This window comes from Bradyrhizobium sp. MOS001 (assembly GCF_004634465.1).
Taxonomy (GTDB): Bacteria; Pseudomonadota; Alphaproteobacteria; order Rhizobiales; family Xanthobacteraceae; genus Bradyrhizobium; species Bradyrhizobium barranii.
This window is the reverse complement of the sequence record NZ_SPVJ01000050.1, coordinates 26,539-43,126: the sequence shown is the minus strand read 5'-3', so window position 1 is coordinate 43,126 and position 16,588 is coordinate 26,539. Positions and strand designations below refer to the sequence as shown.

Below are 16,588 nucleotides of genomic sequence, written 5' to 3'. Positions count from 1 at the left end.
TTTATAGCTCTCAGCGCTGGGCCAAAGAATTGTCATGAGTTTTAGCCTGCCGGACTTTCGCCGCAAATGGTCTTGTCGCGGCTATATGTCCGCAGGCGCGGCAATGGTTACCGCTGCGCTCGGGCTGTCGCTTGTGCTGGCGGAGCGGGCAGAAGCGCGAAAATATGCTACGCCGCTGGATATCTTCGGTCTTGGTACACCACGGCCGCGCGCGAAGGTGCACTCCGCCAGGATACCGCTACCAAAGCCCCGCCCGGAGGAGGCCCCCCAAGCAACGGACGAGGCCGCGCCGGAGGCAGAGGGGAAGCCTTCCGCAGACAAGCCGAGCGCGACCAAGCCCGTCGAGGCCGCGCCGCCGCCCGAGAAGCAGCTCTCGGTCTGCCGGCTCGCCTTGACCGAGGAGATCGCCGTCGCGCCGTCCATTCCCGATATTCGCGGCCCCGGCGCCTGCGGCGGCGAGGATCTGGTGCGGCTGGAGGCGATCGTGCTGCCGGACAAGCGCAAGGTGGCGGTCAAGCCGGCGGCGATCCTCCGCTGCACCATGGCCTCCGCGATCGCCGATTGGGTGCGCAAGGACATGGTGCCGCTGGCGGCGAGCCTCGGCTCGACCATCAGCGATCTCGACAATTTCGACAGTTTCGAATGCCGAGGCCGTAACCGCATCGCCGGCGCGATGCTGTCCGAGCACGGCAAGGCCAACGCGCTCGACGTCCGCGCCATCAAGCTCGCCAACGGGCGGTCGATCGGCCTGACCGACCGCGGCATGCCGCGCGATGTGCGCGAGCGCGTGCTGCATTCAGTCTGCGCGCGCTTTTCCACCGTGCTCGGTCCGGGCTCGGACTGGTATCACGAGGACCACATCCATCTCGACCTGGCGCAGCGGCGCAACGACTACCGGATCTGTCAGTGGAACGTCTGGGATCCCCTGCCGCAGGTCGCCCCGTTGCTGCCGGCGGGACGGCCCGAGGAGGCGCCGCCGCGCGAGGTCGCGGCCAGGCCTGAGGCCAAGGATGGGGCCAAGGACGGAGCTGATGACGAGCCGGCGCAGAAATCCCCTGCGCCGGCGGACAAGTCGGCCGCCGATGGCACCAAAGCCGAGCCGCACAAGCCGGCAACAAAAAAGCGCCGGTAAAACCGGCGCTTTTGAATGTCCGAGAGCAGGAGGCGATCAGTAGCTGCCCGCCTGGCCCGTCTGGCTGCCGCCGAGCGCGAGGCGCGAATTGTAGGGCGAGTCGCCATGCTTCGGCTCGAGCACCACGACGATGGTGCCGACCTTGACGCGGCCATAGAGGTCGATCGCGTCTTCGTTGGTTAGGCGGATGCAGCCCGACGAGATCGAGGCGCCGATATATTCCGGCTGGTTGGTGCCGTGAATGCGGAACAGCGTGTCCTTGCCGCCGGAGTAGAGATACATCGCGCGGGAGCCCATCGGATTGTCCGGACCCGGTGCAACGTAGGTCGGCACGCCCAGTCGCGAAATCTCGCCCGGGGTCGGATGCCAGGCCGGCCACTCGGTCATGCTGCCAACCTTGGCAATGCCCGACCAGGCCATGGCTTCTTCGCCGACGGTGATGCCGTAGCGGATCGCCTTGCCGCCATCCATGACCCAGTAGAGGTAATGGTTGTCGGAATCGACCACGATCGAGCCCGGCGATTCCTTGCGGTGGTAATCGACGATGGCGCGGCGGAACGGCTCGGCGACGGGGGTGTTCTCGTACCGGACCTTGGCGAGGAGTTCCTTGTCCTTCGGCTTGAAGGCCTTGGTGTCGGTCGCTTCAAAATGTGTGGCCTGCATGCAGCCCGACAGCATCAGGCCAGCGGCCAAAATACCCAGCATAACTTTCAGCGACGACATGATTTGATTCCAATCGACAACAACTAGCTTTCGCGGGGCTTGAGACGCGCCCAAACCACGACTCCGTTGGGCCCTATTATCGTTGAAATCTGCCACAATTCCAGCGTATCGGACCTTTTCCCGCGCTGCAAGAGCCGAGCTGTGGCTTTTTTGCCGCAAGTTTTGCGCTCCTGTGCTGGTTTTTAGGCAAAGCACGCCCGACTGTCGATTCCGTGCCACGGTTGGGCCACGGCGCCGCCACAAATGCAAACGCTCCGTTAATGTGCTTGTCATCATGAACTTGTCAGAATCGCGCTAAGGGCTGTCAGTCTGTCGCAGGCCCCTGCTGGAGTTGTGCATGTTTTCTGTGTTCGTTCCCTCCGACTCCTCCCTCAAGAAAGCGGTTGTCGAAGACCTCGCGGCGGTTCCGGAGCATGCGGTGTGGATCGACCTGGTCAACCCGACCGCGGCTGAGGACAAGGCGGTGGAGCGGCTCTCCGGTATTGCGATCCCGACCCGGGAGGACATGCAGGAGATCGAGATCTCCAGCCGGCTCTATATCGAGAACAGCGCGCGCTACATGACGGCGACGCTGATGTGCCAGTCCGACACCGACATGCCCCGGACCACGGCTGTGACTTTCATTCTCGGCGATCATCGCCTGGTGACGGTGCGCTACGACCAGCCCAAGCCGTTTGCGCTGGTCGAGGCCAAGCTGGCCCGGTCCTGCACGCCCGCGATCACCGGCGAGATGGTGCTGATGGAACTGCTGGACGCCGTGATCGACCGCTGCGCCGACATCCTGGAGCGCTGCGGCGCCGAGATCGACCAGGTCTCGCACGACATCTTCGAGCCGGAGAGCGAGCGCCACGGCCACGCCAAGCAATATTCCCAGATCCTGATCTCGATCGGCCGCAAGGGCGATCTGACCTCGAAGGTTCGCGAAAGCCTGGTGTCGATCGGCCGCGTCGTCACCTTCCTCTCCGCGGTGGTGGAGGGCGTGAAATGGTCGAAGGACATGCGCGAGCAGCTCAAGACCATGCAGCGCGACGTCGCCTCGCTGACCGACCACGCCTCCTATCTCTCCAGCAAGATCACCTTCGTGCTCGACGCCATGCTCGGCGTCGTCAATCTCGAGCAGAACAACATCATCAAGCTGTTTTCGGTCATGGCCGTTGTCCTGATGCCGCCGACGCTGATCGCCTCGATCTACGGCATGAATTTCAAGGCGATGCCGGAACTCGAATGGGTCCACGGCTATCCGATGGCGCTGGTGATGATGCTCGCCGCCGCGATCGTCCCGTACTGGCTCTTCAAGTGGAAGAAGTGGCTTTGATACCTACCGAGACCTTACGCCGTTCAACGAGACACGGTGGTTGGTGTCGCAGAATAGAGCGGGATTGAGGCCGCGCCGTGATGTGTGCCCGCCGCCCCAATTCCTCCGGTAAAATTTGAGCGGTGGGCTGAACGTTTGCGCGAAACTTGTCTGCGATAAGCAGCATGTTAGCCGCGAGGAACAGCCATGGTTGAAAAACACATAACGTCGCCCCGCAACGTCATCGATCTGGCGAATTATCGTCAGGTCCTGGCGAGCGGCAAGGCGTTGTCGATGTCGGCGCGCATGTGCCGGCACTGTGGTGCTCCGCTGCTCGACGGTGAGAACGACGACGACTGCTCGACTGCGTTCAGCACGGCCGCTCCGCGGCTGCGCGATCGGTCGCGTCGGATTCGAGTCGATTGAGGAACGGAAGGGTAAAGGCGATCCAGGTCCTGCGGCGGCGTTGTCTGGATCGCCTTGCTTCCCGCCCTTCGAGCGGGAAAATCATCTAGCGCTTCACGATCTGGGCCGTCGAGACGACGGTCTCGGCGATGGCGCCGTCGCGACTGAAGGGAGCGAGATGCTGCCCGACGTCGCGCAGCATCGCGTCGGCATTTTCGCCAAGCGCTTCCGGCGATGACGACGAGTAGGTGAGGGTGCGGCGTGTCAGGTCCTGCACACTGATTGTGTGGCTGGTCTCAACCGTGACGAGCTCGGTGGGCTGAAAGGCGCTGCCGCGAAAGAACGCCGGCAAGTCGCGATGGGTGCGCGTGCCCATGCCTGCCTCCTCCCAGAGCTTGGCCGGTGACCAGCGGCGGCGGACGTCGTTGTAGCCATCGAGCCACGGGTTGCTGCCGTCGGTGGCCGAGAACGAGGCGCAGATCAGAATTGCCCCATCGCGCGCGACCAGTCGATCGAGCCGCGCAAGCGTCGGCTCACGATCCATCCAATGCAGCGCGCGGCCGATGGTCGCGACGTCGAATGCGCCGATGTCGGGGCTAAGCGTCTCGACCTTGCCTTCGATCAGCGTGAGTGCGTGGCCTGCGCTCGCAGCCGCGCGTCGCGCCGCATCGAGCATGGCAGGTTCAGGGTCGACGCCGACGATGCGGCCGACATAGGGGCCGAAGCCGAGCGCCAGGAGTCCGGGTCCGGTGCCGAGGTCTATCAGGCTGCTCTGTTTGGTAAGACCAAGCTTATGCGCGACGCTGCGAAAGAATTCGCTCGGGTAGGGCGGCCGCAAATGCTCGTAGAGTGACGCAGTGCTCGCGAACCGGCCCATGCTTCGCCTGCCTGGCCTTACACGTGCTGGCCGCCGTTGATGTGGATCTCGGCGCCGTTGACGTAAGAGCTGGTGTCCGTGCACAGCACGTAGATGATCTTGGCGACCTCGTCGGGCGTGCCGAGCCGGTGCATCGGGATCTGCTGGTCGACGATCTTCTCGGTGCCCGGCGACAGGATCGAGGTGTCGATCTCGCCCGGCGCGATAGCGTTGACGCGGACGCCGACGCGGCCGAAATCGGAGGCCATTTCGCGCGTCAGGGATGCAAGCGCGGCTTTCGATGTGGCATAGGCGGCGCCCGCAAAGGGGTGCACGCGCGAGCCCGCGATCGAGGTGACGTTCACGACCGAGCCCCTGGCCGCCTTCAACTCCTCGATCAATCCCCGCGCGATCATGATCGGCGCAAAGAAATTGACGTGGAAGACGTGCGTCCAGGTGTCGAGGTCGGTGTCGACCGAGCCAAGCCGCGAGCCGCCCGGACCCTTCGGCGAGATCGCGGCGTTGTTGACGAGCGCATGCAGCATGCCGCCTTCGAGCCGGTTGCGGATGTCGGTGATCGCGCGCGCGGTGTCCAGGGGGTTGCCGAGGTCGACCTGGATGTGGTCCTCGGGGCCGGCGTCCCACGGACAGTCCTCGGGGAAGGGATGCCGCGAGCAGGTGATGACGCGCCAGCCCGCCGACGAGAACCGGATCACGGTGGCGTGGCCGATGCCGCGGCTCGCTCCGGTCAGGAGCAGCGTGCGGCGCGGCGCATTGGACGAATGCGGCATGGACATCTTTCAGGTCGGCCTAAGCTCAGGGATACATCCGCGTCTTGGACCATGGCTGGCCGGCCGCGTCACGGCGAAATTCGATACGGTCGTGCAGGCGGAACGGGCGGTCGTGCCAGAACTCGATACGCGAGGGCGTGATGCGCCAGCCGCTCCAGCCCGGCGGCCGCGGCACCTCGCCGATGATGTGCTTGGCCGCGACCTTTGCGATGGCCTGTTCGAAGGCGAAGCGGCTTTCCAGCGCCTCGGACTGCTTGCTCGCCCAGGCGCCGATCTGCGCCTGCTTGGGACGGGTGGCGAAGTAAGCGTCTGCCTCGGCGTCGGTCACTGGCGTCACGTTGCCGCGGATGCGGACCTGACGGCGCAGCGACTTCCAGTGAAAAAGTAACGCCGCCTTAGGATTTGCGGCGAGTTCGCGGCCCTTCTGGCTCGCGATGTGGCTGTAGAAGACGAAACCGTCGGCATCGAAGCCCTTCATCAGCACCATGCGCACGTCTGGCAGCCCGTCGGGGTCGACGGTTGCGAGCGCCATGGCGTTCGGATCGTTCGGCTCGCTCTTGATCGCCTCGTTCAGCCAGGCCTCGAACAGCGCAAACGGTTCGTCGGCGGCGGTGAAATCACCGGATGTTAAGGGTGTCTGGTGTTTCATCGAGGTCGTGTCGGTCATGTCCGGAGTCCGAATTGCGTCCCGCGGCCCAAAACGCGTTGTTGTCCGCTACCGCCCTATATAGGGCATGGGGACGCGTTGGCCTATCGGCGATCCGGCCGTCCGGCTTTGTCATGACAATGATTCTGATCGGGCTCGGCTCCGGCGGCTGCAGCTTTTCCCGCAACGACACCAGTGCCTACGCCAAGGCCGACGACAGCGACCTGACCGGCTCGATCGCGCGGCCGGCAAAGGACGCCCCGCCGACCGACACCGATCTTGCCTTCGCCCGTAACGCCGCCTCCGACGTCCTGAGCAAGGGCGACAAGGATTCCAGCCAGCACTGGGAGAATCCGGAAACCGGAGCGCGTGGCTCGGTGACGCCGATCGCGCAGTCCTACGCCGCCGAGGACGGCCGCAAGTGCCGGGACTTCCTGGCGAGCTACGTCAATGGCAGCACCGAAAGCTGGCTCCAGGGCGCCGGCTGCCAAAGCAGCCGTGGCCGTTGGGAGATTCATACGCTAAAGCCGTGGCGGAGCTAGGAATCGGCTCTGCGGCTAGTTGCAAAAATGCCACTCGCCTCCCACATGACCAGCAGATGGGGCGGGGAGCCCTTTGAACAATTCGATTTCTCTTGAAGGAGACGTGACGGATGCGCGACCCCTATGAGGTCTTGGGGGTGCCGCGGAGCGCCAACGCTGCCGCGATCAAGAGCGCCTATCGCAAGCTTGCCAAGAAGCACCATCCCGACAGCAACAAGGATGACCCCAAGGCCGCCGAGCGCTTCTCCGAGATCAATTCGGCGAACGAGATCATCGGCGACGAGGACAAGCGCAAGCAGTTCGACCGCGGCGAGATCGACGCCGACGGCAAGCCGCGCTTCCAGGGTTTTCCGGGCGGCGGCGGGCCGCGCGGCCGTGCGGGTCCCGGCGGGTTCGAAAGCTATACGTTCCGCAGTGGCGGCGCGGGCCCGGGCCAGGGCGGCGGCGCGTTCGAGGACATCCTCAACAGCATGTTCGGCGGGACGCGTGGTGCGCGGCCCGGGGCCGGCGGCGCCGGGCAGTTCGAATTCGACACCGGCGGGATCGGCCTCGATCTCGACGTCAATGTCGCGATGTCAGTCTCGCTGGAAGAATCGGTCAAGGGTGGCGAGAAGCGCGTCCGGTTGCCGACGGGCAAGGAGCTCAACGTCAAGATTCCGGCCGGCGTCACCGAGGGCCAGCAGATCCGGTTGCGGGGGCAGGGCGAGAGCGCTCAGGGCCATCCGCCGGGCGATCTCCTGATCACGATCAGCATCGCGCCGCACCCGTACTTCAAGATCGAGGGCGCCGACCTCAGGATCGACCTGCCGGTCACGCTCTACGAGGCGGTGCTCGGCGGCAAGGTCCGCGTGCCGACCCTCGGCAATGCCGTGGAACTGTCGGTCCCGAAAAACACCTCCAGCGGCCGGACCTTCCGCCTCAAGGGCAAGGGATTGCCAAAAGCCGGCGGAACCGGGGATCTCTTCGTTACCATCAGGATTATGCTACCGGACGGGAACGACGCCGAGCTTGAGGCATTGATGGAGAAGTGGCGGGACCAACACCCCTACAATCCACGTAGCGGGCTTGGCTAAGGCATGATCCGGACCCGGGGGGCCGCGTGAGCGCGAGGCGTTCATTTGGCGTTCAGCGGCTTTCCGAAAAGATCATGCGCAGAGAAAACTGCTGAAGCGTGAGCCATCGCGCTTTAGGGCGAAGTCGCAACTGAAGGGGGTTCTCCCAGAAGTCCAGAGCATCTCTCGACAGATGATGCTCGTCATATGCCTGAGGCGTGAGAGCGCCTCTCGGCCCATGTGGTTCGACGTGTCGGCTGTCCGGCGGGGCAGTCGATAATAGGTGCGGCCTCGAGAGGGGGACCAGCGCGGTACCAAAAACCCCAATCGAGGCCGCCCGCGTCGATCGGCGGATCGAACGCTACTCATTTTCTCGTGAGCATCCGGTGCGATAATGAGACGCACCCATGTCTTGATTCCAAATTTTCAATGTCGGAATCGAGGCACCGCCTTCAAGCGGTTGCTCAGGTACCGTTTTTCTCGGCTTGGTCGTAGACCGCCTGCGCGACCTTGGTCAGGCGATCGCGATCGCTGCCGCCGCTGACGACGTAGCCGACGCCGCGCTCGGCCCAGAACAGTGCGCCGTCCTTGTCGGCTTTGGCGTAGCGCATCTGAGTCGCGCCGGTCTCGGTCTTGGCGGTGTAGATCGTGTACCGCTCGCCCGAGGCGCCCTCATACATCAGGAACGACGCCGGACCGTTCGGCCCCGGCAAGAGCCGGCCGCCGACGAGCTTCAACCCGCTCGCCTCCAGGTTCGGCGCGAACACGGTCCAGCCGCAGCGCCTGGTCAGCCAGGCCTGGAGATGGTCTCGCTCGTTGCCGCCGACCTCGACCGGGTGGCGAACCTCGACGACATAGAGGCGGTGGGCGTCGAGCGCGTCCGCTGTAAAGCTCTGGAAGGTCGAGGGGGCGTTGGCGGCGCCGTGCGCCACCCAGCCGGCGGTGCCGCCGGCCACGAAGGCGACCAGCACAGCCGCCGCGGCGCCATAGAACCATTGCCGGGGACGGCGCTCCAGCCGCTCGAGCTCCAGCCGGGCCGGCACCGGCTCCTGGACGACAGAGTCGTAACGCGCGTGCAGCATCTCGGCCATGGCGCGCCAGGACTGCACGCGTCCGGCATCGTCAGGGTGTGCGGCAAGCCAGGCCTCGACGTCGGCGCGGCGCTCGGCCGGCAGCTCGCCGTCGACATAGGCGTGCAGCTCGTCTTCGGTAATGGGAATATTATGGTCGTTCATATCGATCGTCTCTGGCTCTGCGGCCCAAAATGTCTTTCGCGGTTCAACTGCGCTGCTTCCCGCTCCATGCAGGCGAAGCGACCCGCGCGATGCATCAACACTGCCATCACTTCACCCGCTTGAGCGCCGGGCGCTCACCTTCCAGCGATGCTTTAACGTGGGCTCTCGCCCGCGCCAGGCGCGACATCACGGTGCCGATCGGCACGCCCTGGATGTCGGCGACCTCGCGGTAGCTCATGCCCTCCAGCATCACCAGCAGAAGCACCGAGCGCTGCTCCTCGACCAGCGTCGCCAGCGCCTTCTCGATGTCGCGCCCTTCGGCCTCGGTCCCGCTGGCATCCGGATTGTTCTCCGTCAGCTGCGTGAATTGCGGGCGCCTTGCCAGCGAGCGCCGCCGGTTCTTGTTGAGGTTGGTCAGGATCGTATAGAGCCAGCTCCTGACATCGCCTCCGAGGAACAGGCGCTCCGAACGCAGCGCCCGCACCAGCGTATCCTGCACCAGGTCGTCGGCCGCATCCGCATCGCGCGTGAGCGCGCGGGCGTAGCGGCGCAACGCCGGGATCATGGCTTCCACACTCTGGCGAAACGCACTCATGCCGTCTTGACGTCCTGGTGTCCGGCGCGAGCGCCTCAATCATCATAACACCCGAACGGAACGGCTATTCCGGCGCTTGAAACAGCGTTAACGCCGCGTATTAGGACTGTACCGCGAAGGAGGGCTGGTGTACCTCCAGACCTCAACGAGAGCTCGACGGGACGCTCAAAAATGTCGCAGGATTCAGGTCTGATACAGGGACTGATGCAAGGCAAGCGCGGGGTGATCCTCGGCCTTGCCAACAACCGCTCGATCGCCTGGGGCATCGCCAAGGCATGCCACGCAGCCGGCGCCGAGCTTGCCTTCACCTATCAGGGCGATGCGCTCAAGAAGCGCGTCGAGCCGCTCGCCGCCGAGATCGGCGGTCTCGTGCTCGGCCATTGCGACGTCACCGATGCTGCCACCATCGACGCCGCCTTCGCAGTGCTGAAGGAGAAGTGGGGCAAGATCGACTTCCTGGTGCACGCGATCGCCTATGGCGAGCAGCTTGATGGCCGCTACGTCGACACCACGCCGGAGAATTTCTCCAAGTCGATGCTGATCTCCTGCTACTCGTTCACCGCCGTGGCGCAGCGCGCCGAGAAGCTGATGACCGATGGCGGCTCGCTCATCACGCTCAGCTATTACGGCGCCGAGAAGTGGATGCCGCACTACAACGTGATGGGCGTGGCGAAGGCTGCGCTGGAGGCCAGCGTGCGCTATCTCGCGGCCGATCTCGGCGAGAAGAACATCCGCGTCAACGCGATCTCGGCCGGCCCGATCAAGACGCTCGCGGCATCCGGCATCGGCGACTTCCGCTATATCCTGAAGTGGAACGAGAACAACGCGCCAATGCGGCGCAACGTCTCGATCGAAGACGTCGGCGGCAGCGCGCTGTATTTCCTCTCCGATCTCGCGCGCGGCGTCACCGGCGAGGTGCATCACGTCGATTCCGGCTATCACGTGCTCGGCATGAAGCGCCCGGACGCGCCGGACATCTCGTTCGGCGGCAAGGACTAGCTTATAAATCTGGAATGCCCGTGCCCACGATCTATTATCTTCGCCACGGTGAGACCGAGTGGAACGCGCTCGGGAGGCTTCAGGGCACCAAGGACGTTCCGCTGAACGCGCGTGGACGCGGTCAGGCCGTGCAGGCCGGCGGCGTGCTGGCGGATCTTTTCAAGCGCGACGGCAAGGACAAGGCGGCGTTACCCTATGTGTCGAGCCCGCTCGGGCGTGCACGCCAGACCATGGAACTCGCGCGCGGCAAGCTCGAACTGCCGCAGGCCGACTACGCGCTCGACGATCGCCTGCGCGAGATCGGCTACGGCAGCTGGGAAGGGCTGACGCTGGCCGAGAGCGAGGCGGCCGATCCGGACGTCTACGCCCGGCGCCTCGCCGACAAATGGACGGTCGGCCCCGCGGACGGGGAGACCTACGCCGATGTGCAGGTCCGCGTGCGGGCCTGGTACGACGAGCTCCGGACCGATACCGTTGCGGTCGCCCATGGCGGGACTTGCCGGGCCCTGATGGTTTCGCTCGGCCTTGAGACGCCGGCCAGCGCCGCCGAGCTCTATATCGAGCAGGGCGCCGTCTACGTCTTCCGCGACGGGCGGCTGGAGAAGTTTAGTTAGGCCGGTTCGCCGTCATCCACGGTGGCTATGGGTTTGACCCCCGGCCCCCCGCGCGTTACCACACGCCGGACCCGACCCAGCGAGCAGCGATGTCCTTCAACACTTTCGGCCACATGTTCCGCGTCACCACCTTCGGCGAGAGCCATGGGGTAGCGATCGGTTGCGTGGTCGACGGCTGTCCGCCCATGATCCCGCTCACCGAGGCCGATATCCAGCAGGATCTCGACCGCCGCCGGCCCGGCCAATCGCGCTTCACCACCCAGCGCCAGGAGCCGGACCAGGTCAAAATCCTGTCCGGCGTGATGGCGCATCCGGAGACCGGCGTGCAGGTGACGACGGGCACCCCGATCGGCCTGCTGATCGAGAACACCGATCAGCGCTCGAAGGACTATTCCGAGATCAAGGACAAGTTTCGTCCCGGCCACGCCGACTTCACCTACGAGGCCAAATACGGCCTGCGCGACTATCGCGGTGGCGGCCGCTCCTCGGCGCGCGAGACGGCAATGCGCGTCGCTGCGGGTGCGATCGCGCGAAAGGTGCTGCCCGACGTCAAGGTCCGCGGCGCGCTGGTGCAAATCGGCCCGCACAAGATCGACCGCGACAAATGGGACTGGGACGAGATTGCGAAAAATCCGTTCTTCTGTCCGGACAAGGACAAGGCCGCGTTCTTCGAGACCTATCTCGACGGCATCCGCAAGAGCGGCTCGTCGATCGGCGCGGTGATCGAGGTCGTCGCCGAAGGCGTGCCGGCAGGCCTTGGTGCCCCGATCTACGCAAAACTCGATTCTGATCTCGCGGGCGCGATGATGACCATCAACGCGGTGAAGGGCGTCGAGATCGGCGCCGGCTTTGGCGCGGCGGAGCTCACCGGCGAAGAGAACGCCGACGAGATGCGCACAGGCAATGATGGCACGCGCTTCCTCTCCAACCATGCCGGCGGCGTTCTGGGCGGCATCTCCACCGGACAGCCGGTGGTGGTGCGCTTCGCGGTGAAGCCGACCTCGTCGATCCTCCAGCCGCGCCTCACTGTCGATCGCAAGGGCGCCGACACCGAGATCTTCACCAAGGGCCGCCACGACCCCTGCGTCGGCATCCGCGCCGTGCCCGTCGGCGAGGCGATGATGGCCTGCGTGCTCGCCGATCATTTCATTCGGGATCGCGGGCAGGTCGGCCGGTAGGGCATTCGTGTCGCGGTACTAGCCCACCGCGCAGCTTGACGTCCCCACAACTTCGTCCGCAAATGCGGACATGCAAAACTCCGAGATCCAGCGCATCACCAACTGGCTGATCGACGGTGCGAGGTCGTCCGGGACCCCTTCCGAGATGATCGCCGAGGTCTGCGAGCATCTGGTCGCGGCCGGCCTGCCGCTGTCGCGGTTCGGCATCTTCATTCGCACGCTGCATCCGGAAATCTTCGGCCGCAACTTCATCTGGCGGCAGGGCCAGAAGGTCGAGATCGGCACCGTCGATTTCGAGATCCTGGAGACGCCCGAGTTCGCCCGGAGCCCGCTCCGGATCGTGTTCGAGGAGGGGCTGGAGGTCCGGGGACGGATGGACGATCCGGACAGCAAGCGGTTTCCGTTCCTCGACGACATGCGCGCCGAAGGCGTGACCGACTACCTCGCGATGCCGATGCACTATCTCGACGGCTCGATCCATGCGACGAGCTGGGTCACGCGGCAGCCCGGCGGCTTCAGCGACGACGACATCGCGGCGATCCGGACCCTCGGGGCACCGCTTGCGCGCGTCAGCGAGATCATCAGCCTGCGCCGCACCGCCGAGATGCTGCTCGACACCTATGTCGGCAACCGTGCCGGCGCGCGCATCCTCGGCGGCCAGATCCGCCGCGGCCACAACGACACCATGCAGGCCGCGATCTGGCTCTCGGATCTGCGCGGGTTCACTGCGCTGTCGGACCGGCTGCCGGCCGAGACCGTGGTCGAGATCCTCAACCAGTATTTCGACTGCCAGGTCACCGCGATCCGGGGCCATGGCGGCGAGGTGCTGAAATTCATGGGCGACGGCCTGCTCGCGGTGTTCCCGATCGACGAATATGTCGGCGATGCCGCCCATGTCTGCACCCGCGTGCTGGAGGCCGCGCGCGAATCCCGCGCCAGCGTCGAGGCGCTCGCTTTCCCGGTCGGCGACATCGTCGAGCGCTTCCGCTTCGGCGTCGCGCTGCACGTCGGCAACATCCTCTACGGCAATATCGGCGGCGGCAACCGGCTCGACTTCACCTGCATCGGCCCCGCCGTCAATCTCGCGGCAAGGCTGGAGAAGATCACGGGCCGGCTGGGGCGGACCGTCGTGGTCTCGGAAGTCTTCGCGAACGCCTGCCGCCATGACTGGCGCGAGCTCGGCGAATTTCCGATCGCGGGATTTTCCAAGGCGCAGCGCGTGTATGGGCTTGCCGAAGAGACGCCGGTGGTGATGGCCTGAAAGTCGATGCATGATCCCGCATGTGAGACGATGGGTATGCTTGGCACTCTTCCTGTTTCTGGCAGCCTGCGGGTTCGTTCAGGACGACGCGATTGACGGTCCCTATCGTCTCGTCGCCGTCGACACGGATGACGACATGACGCTTTGCCGCTCCGTCGGCACGGATGGAACTTGCGTTGGCGACGGCCTCCCGGAGCCTACGGTCTTTCAGGCCGGCGCGAACGCCCAGTACATCGTGTTCGCTCGCCATCCATGGACATCGGGAAAGCGACCGGACCGCTCCGTCACGGAGTTTTACTACATCTCGCGAAAAGCAAACGAATGGGACGTTGCGGTGCGGGTTTTCGTGAGCGGCCCCTTCACTGAATCTGAATACCTGGAGGAGAAGCGGAGGCTGCAGCTTCCGGAGTTCAGCAAGGTCTTTGCCAGGTTGAAGTAGCTTGCGACCAGATCATCACAGCAGCCTCAGGCGTGGCTCGCGAGCAGCGAAGCCCTATTCCTCGGGCTCCGTCGTGAACAGCAGCGGATAGCCCTTGGCGCGGCCGGCGTCGGTGGCGCGGGTGGCCTTGGTTTCGGCGACGTCCCTGGTGAACACGGCGACCACGCAGGCGCCCAGCTTGTGCGCGGTGATCATGACCTTGTAGGCCTGATCCTCGGTCATGCGGAACTCGGCCTTGAGGATCATCGTGACGAATTCGCGTGGCGTGAAGTCGTCGTTGATCAGGATGACCTTGTGCAGCTTGGGCCGCTCGACCTTGGTCTTCGTCCTGGTTTTAGGCTTGGTAACGGTGTCGTTCATTCCGCCTCCCGGAAACGGCGGGCTCGGTTCAGCCGCGGTGCTCAGTGTGCGGTCCTCTCACCATATTGTAGGACCTGCACCTTCTCCAAGGTGATCAGGCCGCTCGACATCATGCCATCCAGGATGGGCAGGAATGCGTTGATGCTGTCCTCGCTGTCGACGATCTCGATCAGCAGCGGCAGGTCTTCCGACAGCCGTAGGATCTTCGAGGTGTGTAGCCGGCTCGACTTGCCGAACCCCATCGGGCCGCGCAGCACGGTGGCGCCCGCGAGATGCCGCTCGCGCGCCGTCATCACGATCGCTTCGTAAAGCGGCTTGCCGTCGAAATGGTCGCTCTCGCCGATGAAGATCCGGAGCGAAACAGCCTGATTGGGGATTTGCATGGTCAGCTCCTCGTCAAGCGGTTGTAGCGGCTTGCCATCATATGGCCGAGCCACACGGAGACCAGCCAGCAGATGACGGATGCCGCGATATAGGCGAGTGCCGTGTATTTCATGCCGCCGTGGAACAGGCGGAAGGTCTCCAGGCTGAAGGCCGAGAAGGTGGTGTAGCCGCCGCAAAACCCGGTCATGACGAATTGCCGGTGCTCGGGCCGCGCCAGCATGCGGCCGTCGGGGCCGGTCAGCGTTGCGTAGAAGCCGATGATGAGCGATCCCGTGGCATTGATGAACAGCGTCGCGACGGGGAAGCCCGGGCCGGTGTCGAGCACGAGGGAGACGAAGTAGCGCGCGAGGCCGCCAAGGACGCTGCCGAAGGAAACCCAGGCATAGAGCATCGTGCTGCGCCAGCGGTCGGTGGAGGAGGGAACGGTCATCCGCCTCTAGCCTCCAAGACCGTCAGCGAGGACAAAGCCGAAACTGACGGCGGCAAGGCAAAGCCCGACCGAGAGCGCGACATTGCCGAGCGCATGCATCGGCTCGCCGTTGCGCGCCAAGGTCAGCGTTTGCAGGCTGAACGAGGATACCGTGGTGTAGCAGCCGAGGAACCCGGTCACCGCGAACAGCCAGGGATTGGGGGAGGCGAAGATCGAGCCGGGATGGGTTGCCAGCGCGCCGAAAATGCCGATCAGGAAGGCGCCGGTGATGTTGATGGTCATGGTGCCCCAGGGAAAGGTCTCGCCCAGCCGCCGCGCGATCGCGCCCGAGACGAAATAGCGCGCGCAGCCGCCGAGAACGCTGCCGATCACGATTGCGATCACTCCGCTCAACACGACGAACGCCCCTCCATCATCATTTGTCCTCCGCTGCCAGACCATTGCCGACGGCGAGCAGCCCTGCGAGCGCGACCAGCGCGAAGCCGAGCCCGGCCAAAAACGTGCCTGCCGGACCGTAGGCATCCCACAGCGCGCCGGCGATCACGCTTGCTGCCAGCAAGGCCAGTCCGGTGAACAGGTTGAAATAGCCGAATGCGGTGCCGCGCAGGCTCGGCGGCGCGGCGTCGGCGACGAGGGCCGACAGCAGGCCTTGGGTCAATCCCATGTGCAGCCCCCACAGCACGACGCCGAGCGCGAGGCCCGCGAGGCTAGGCAGCAGCGCGAGCGCGAGGTCGGCGGCCGCGAGGAAGACGAGGCCGAGCGCGAGCAGGCCGGTCCGGTTGATCCGGTCCGACAGCACGCCGGCGGGATAGGCCGACAGCGCATAGACCACGTTCATCAGCACCAGCACCGCCGGCACCCACATCGCCGAGAGACCGATGTTCTGCGCGCGCAGGATCAAGAAGGCCTCGCTGAAACGCGCGAGCGTGAACACCACGCCGACCGAGACGACGCGCCAGTACACGGATCCGAGCTGCCGCATGGCGGAGGTGTTCAGCGGATTCTTCGTAGTCTCCCGGCTTGGGTCCGGCTCCGGCTCGCTCACCGCGAATGCGATCAGGCCGAAAGACAGGAAGGCCGGCAGCACCGCCACCCAGAAGACAAGGGCAAAATTATCTGCCGTCCACCACATCAGGCCGATCGCCACGAGCGGTCCGACGAATGCGCCGATGGTGTCGAGCGACTGCCGCAGGCCGAAGCTCGCGCCGCGCAGACCCGCAGGTGCGATATCGGCGATCAGCGCATCGCGCGGTGCGCCGCGAATACCCTTGCCGACGCGGTCGATGAAGCGCGCGGCAATCAGCCAACCGACGCTGGGGGCAAGCGGGAACAGCGGTTTTGTCAGCGCGGCTAGGCCGTAGCCGAGCGCCGCGAGGAGCTTGCGCCGGCCGAGCCAGTCGGACAATGCGCCGGAGAAGATCTTCGTGATCGAGGCGGTCGCCTCCGCAATGCCCTCGATGAAGCCGACCGTCAGCGTGGAGGCCCCGAGCACAGTGACGAGATAGACCGGCAGCAGCGCGTGGATCATCTCGGAGGAGACGTCCATCAGCATCGAGACGAAGCCGAGCACCCAGATCCCCCTGGGCAGCCCCGCACGCGCAGCATTCGGTGTCGTCGTCGTCACGCCCTGACCTTCGCCTTCAGGCAACAAA

General features: G+C 65.0%; 21 protein-coding genes. 10 read left to right on the top strand and 11 right to left on the bottom strand.

Translation table 11 applies throughout. From position 1 onward, the window contains the following. The first annotated feature begins 34 nt into the window (after positions 1-34). Entirely contained in the window at positions 35-1,132 is a 1,098-nt protein-coding gene (locus CT676_RS36470; protein WP_085401297.1) for an extensin family protein, read from the top strand. Between the two features lie 36 nt (positions 1,133-1,168). On the opposite strand, the gene CT676_RS36465 is transcribed toward CT676_RS36470, so the two are convergent. Continuing rightward, positions 1,169-1,855 carry a L,D-transpeptidase gene (locus CT676_RS36465; RefSeq protein WP_063984933.1) on the bottom strand — a complete coding sequence of 229 codons (687 nt, stop codon included), beginning with the start codon at positions 1,853-1,855 and terminating at the stop codon, positions 1,169-1,171. Between the two features lie 337 nt (positions 1,856-2,192). Here CT676_RS36465 and CT676_RS36460 point away from each other — a divergent pair, with 337 nt between their 5' ends. Next, the gene (locus CT676_RS36460) at positions 2,193-3,170 is read left to right on the top strand and encodes a magnesium transporter CorA family protein (protein WP_085401296.1); all 978 of its coding nucleotides are present in this window, start codon (positions 2,193-2,195) and stop codon (positions 3,168-3,170) included. Between the two features lie 186 nt (positions 3,171-3,356). Next, the gene (locus CT676_RS36455) at positions 3,357-3,575 is read left to right on the top strand and encodes a hypothetical protein (protein ID WP_085401295.1); all 219 of its coding nucleotides are present in this window, start codon (positions 3,357-3,359) and stop codon (positions 3,573-3,575) included. An 85-nt stretch (positions 3,576-3,660) separates the two neighbouring features. Here CT676_RS36455 and CT676_RS36450 read toward each other — a convergent pair whose 3' ends face one another. From CT676_RS36450 to pdxH, 3 genes are read right to left on the bottom strand one after another with little or no spacing between them, the layout of a single operon-like run. Next, positions 3,661-4,431 (bottom strand): methyltransferase domain-containing protein, encoded by a 771-nt coding sequence (locus CT676_RS36450; protein WP_085401294.1) that lies wholly within the window; start codon positions 4,429-4,431, stop codon positions 3,661-3,663. 17 nt (positions 4,432-4,448) lie between these two features. Continuing rightward, positions 4,449-5,201 carry an SDR family oxidoreductase gene (locus tag CT676_RS36445; RefSeq protein WP_063984930.1) on the bottom strand — a complete coding sequence of 251 codons (753 nt, stop codon included), beginning with the start codon at positions 5,199-5,201 and terminating at the stop codon, positions 4,449-4,451. A 25-nt stretch (positions 5,202-5,226) separates the two neighbouring features. Further along, positions 5,227-5,868: a pyridoxamine 5'-phosphate oxidase gene (gene pdxH, locus CT676_RS36440; protein WP_085401293.1), complete on the bottom strand. Its 642-nt coding sequence runs from the start codon at positions 5,866-5,868 to the stop codon at positions 5,227-5,229. A gap of 113 nt (positions 5,869-5,981) precedes the next feature. Here pdxH and CT676_RS36435 point away from each other — a divergent pair, with 113 nt between their 5' ends. Continuing rightward, a complete protein-coding gene (locus tag CT676_RS36435; RefSeq protein WP_028158074.1) occupies positions 5,982-6,389 on the top strand; it encodes an RT0821/Lpp0805 family surface protein in 408 nt (135 codons plus the stop codon). A gap of 110 nt (positions 6,390-6,499) precedes the next feature. Next, a complete protein-coding gene (locus CT676_RS36430; RefSeq protein WP_085401292.1) occupies positions 6,500-7,462 on the top strand; it encodes a J domain-containing protein in 963 nt (320 codons plus the stop codon). Between the two features lie 443 nt (positions 7,463-7,905). On the opposite strand, the gene CT676_RS36425 is transcribed toward CT676_RS36430, so the two are convergent. Further along, the gene (locus tag CT676_RS36425) at positions 7,906-8,676 is read right to left on the bottom strand and encodes an anti-sigma factor (RefSeq protein ID WP_085401291.1); all 771 of its coding nucleotides are present in this window, start codon (positions 8,674-8,676) and stop codon (positions 7,906-7,908) included. Positions 8,677-8,782: 106 nt separating this feature from the next. After that, complete coding sequence (locus CT676_RS36420) at positions 8,783-9,271, bottom strand: sigma-70 family RNA polymerase sigma factor (protein WP_014497222.1); 489 nt, start codon at positions 9,269-9,271, stop codon at positions 8,783-8,785. A 171-nt stretch (positions 9,272-9,442) separates the two neighbouring features. Between CT676_RS36420 and fabI the strand changes: the two genes are divergently transcribed. The 5 genes from fabI (at position 9,443) to CT676_RS36395 (ending at position 13,762) form a co-directional block, all read left to right on the top strand. Beyond that, on the top strand, positions 9,443-10,270 hold the full coding sequence (fabI, locus tag CT676_RS36415; RefSeq protein ID WP_085401290.1) for an enoyl-ACP reductase FabI: 828 nt from the start codon (positions 9,443-9,445) through the stop codon (positions 10,268-10,270). Positions 10,271-10,284: 14 nt separating this feature from the next. Beyond that, positions 10,285-10,884: a histidine phosphatase family protein gene (locus CT676_RS36410; RefSeq protein WP_028148204.1), complete on the top strand. Its 600-nt coding sequence runs from the start codon at positions 10,285-10,287 to the stop codon at positions 10,882-10,884. 89 nt (positions 10,885-10,973) lie between these two features. Further along, positions 10,974-12,062 carry a chorismate synthase gene (aroC, locus tag CT676_RS36405; protein WP_071916063.1) on the top strand — a complete coding sequence of 363 codons (1,089 nt, stop codon included), beginning with the start codon at positions 10,974-10,976 and terminating at the stop codon, positions 12,060-12,062. A 70-nt stretch (positions 12,063-12,132) separates the two neighbouring features. Beyond that, positions 12,133-13,323: an adenylate/guanylate cyclase domain-containing protein gene (locus CT676_RS36400; protein ID WP_085401289.1), complete on the top strand. Its 1,191-nt coding sequence runs from the start codon at positions 12,133-12,135 to the stop codon at positions 13,321-13,323. Positions 13,324-13,363: 40 nt separating this feature from the next. Next, the gene (locus CT676_RS36395; RefSeq protein ID WP_085401288.1) at positions 13,364-13,762 is read left to right on the top strand and encodes a hypothetical protein; all 399 of its coding nucleotides are present in this window, start codon (positions 13,364-13,366) and stop codon (positions 13,760-13,762) included. 54 nt (positions 13,763-13,816) lie between these two features. Here CT676_RS36395 and clpS read toward each other — a convergent pair whose 3' ends face one another. Genes clpS through CT676_RS36370 form a run of 5 tightly spaced genes read right to left on the bottom strand, consistent with a single transcriptional unit; the run spans position 13,817 to position 16,560 of the window. Further along, entirely contained in the window at positions 13,817-14,122 is a 306-nt protein-coding gene (gene clpS / locus CT676_RS36390; RefSeq protein ID WP_014497217.1) for an ATP-dependent Clp protease adapter ClpS, read from the bottom strand. Between the two features lie 41 nt (positions 14,123-14,163). Further along, positions 14,164-14,505 carry a DUF190 domain-containing protein gene (locus tag CT676_RS36385; RefSeq protein ID WP_085401287.1) on the bottom strand — a complete coding sequence of 114 codons (342 nt, stop codon included), beginning with the start codon at positions 14,503-14,505 and terminating at the stop codon, positions 14,164-14,166. Between the two features lie 2 nt (positions 14,506-14,507). After that, positions 14,508-14,936 carry a fluoride efflux transporter CrcB gene (crcB, locus tag CT676_RS36380; RefSeq protein ID WP_085401286.1) on the bottom strand — a complete coding sequence of 143 codons (429 nt, stop codon included), beginning with the start codon at positions 14,934-14,936 and terminating at the stop codon, positions 14,508-14,510. 6 nt (positions 14,937-14,942) lie between these two features. Continuing rightward, the gene (gene crcB, locus CT676_RS36375) at positions 14,943-15,377 is read right to left on the bottom strand and encodes a fluoride efflux transporter CrcB (protein ID WP_085401285.1); all 435 of its coding nucleotides are present in this window, start codon (positions 15,375-15,377) and stop codon (positions 14,943-14,945) included. Then, entirely contained in the window at positions 15,352-16,560 is a 1,209-nt protein-coding gene (locus CT676_RS36370) for an MFS transporter (protein WP_135216541.1), read from the bottom strand. Before CT676_RS36370 ends, crcB (CT676_RS36375) begins: the two co-directional genes overlap by 26 nt. Positions 16,561-16,588 lie beyond the last annotated feature (28 nt).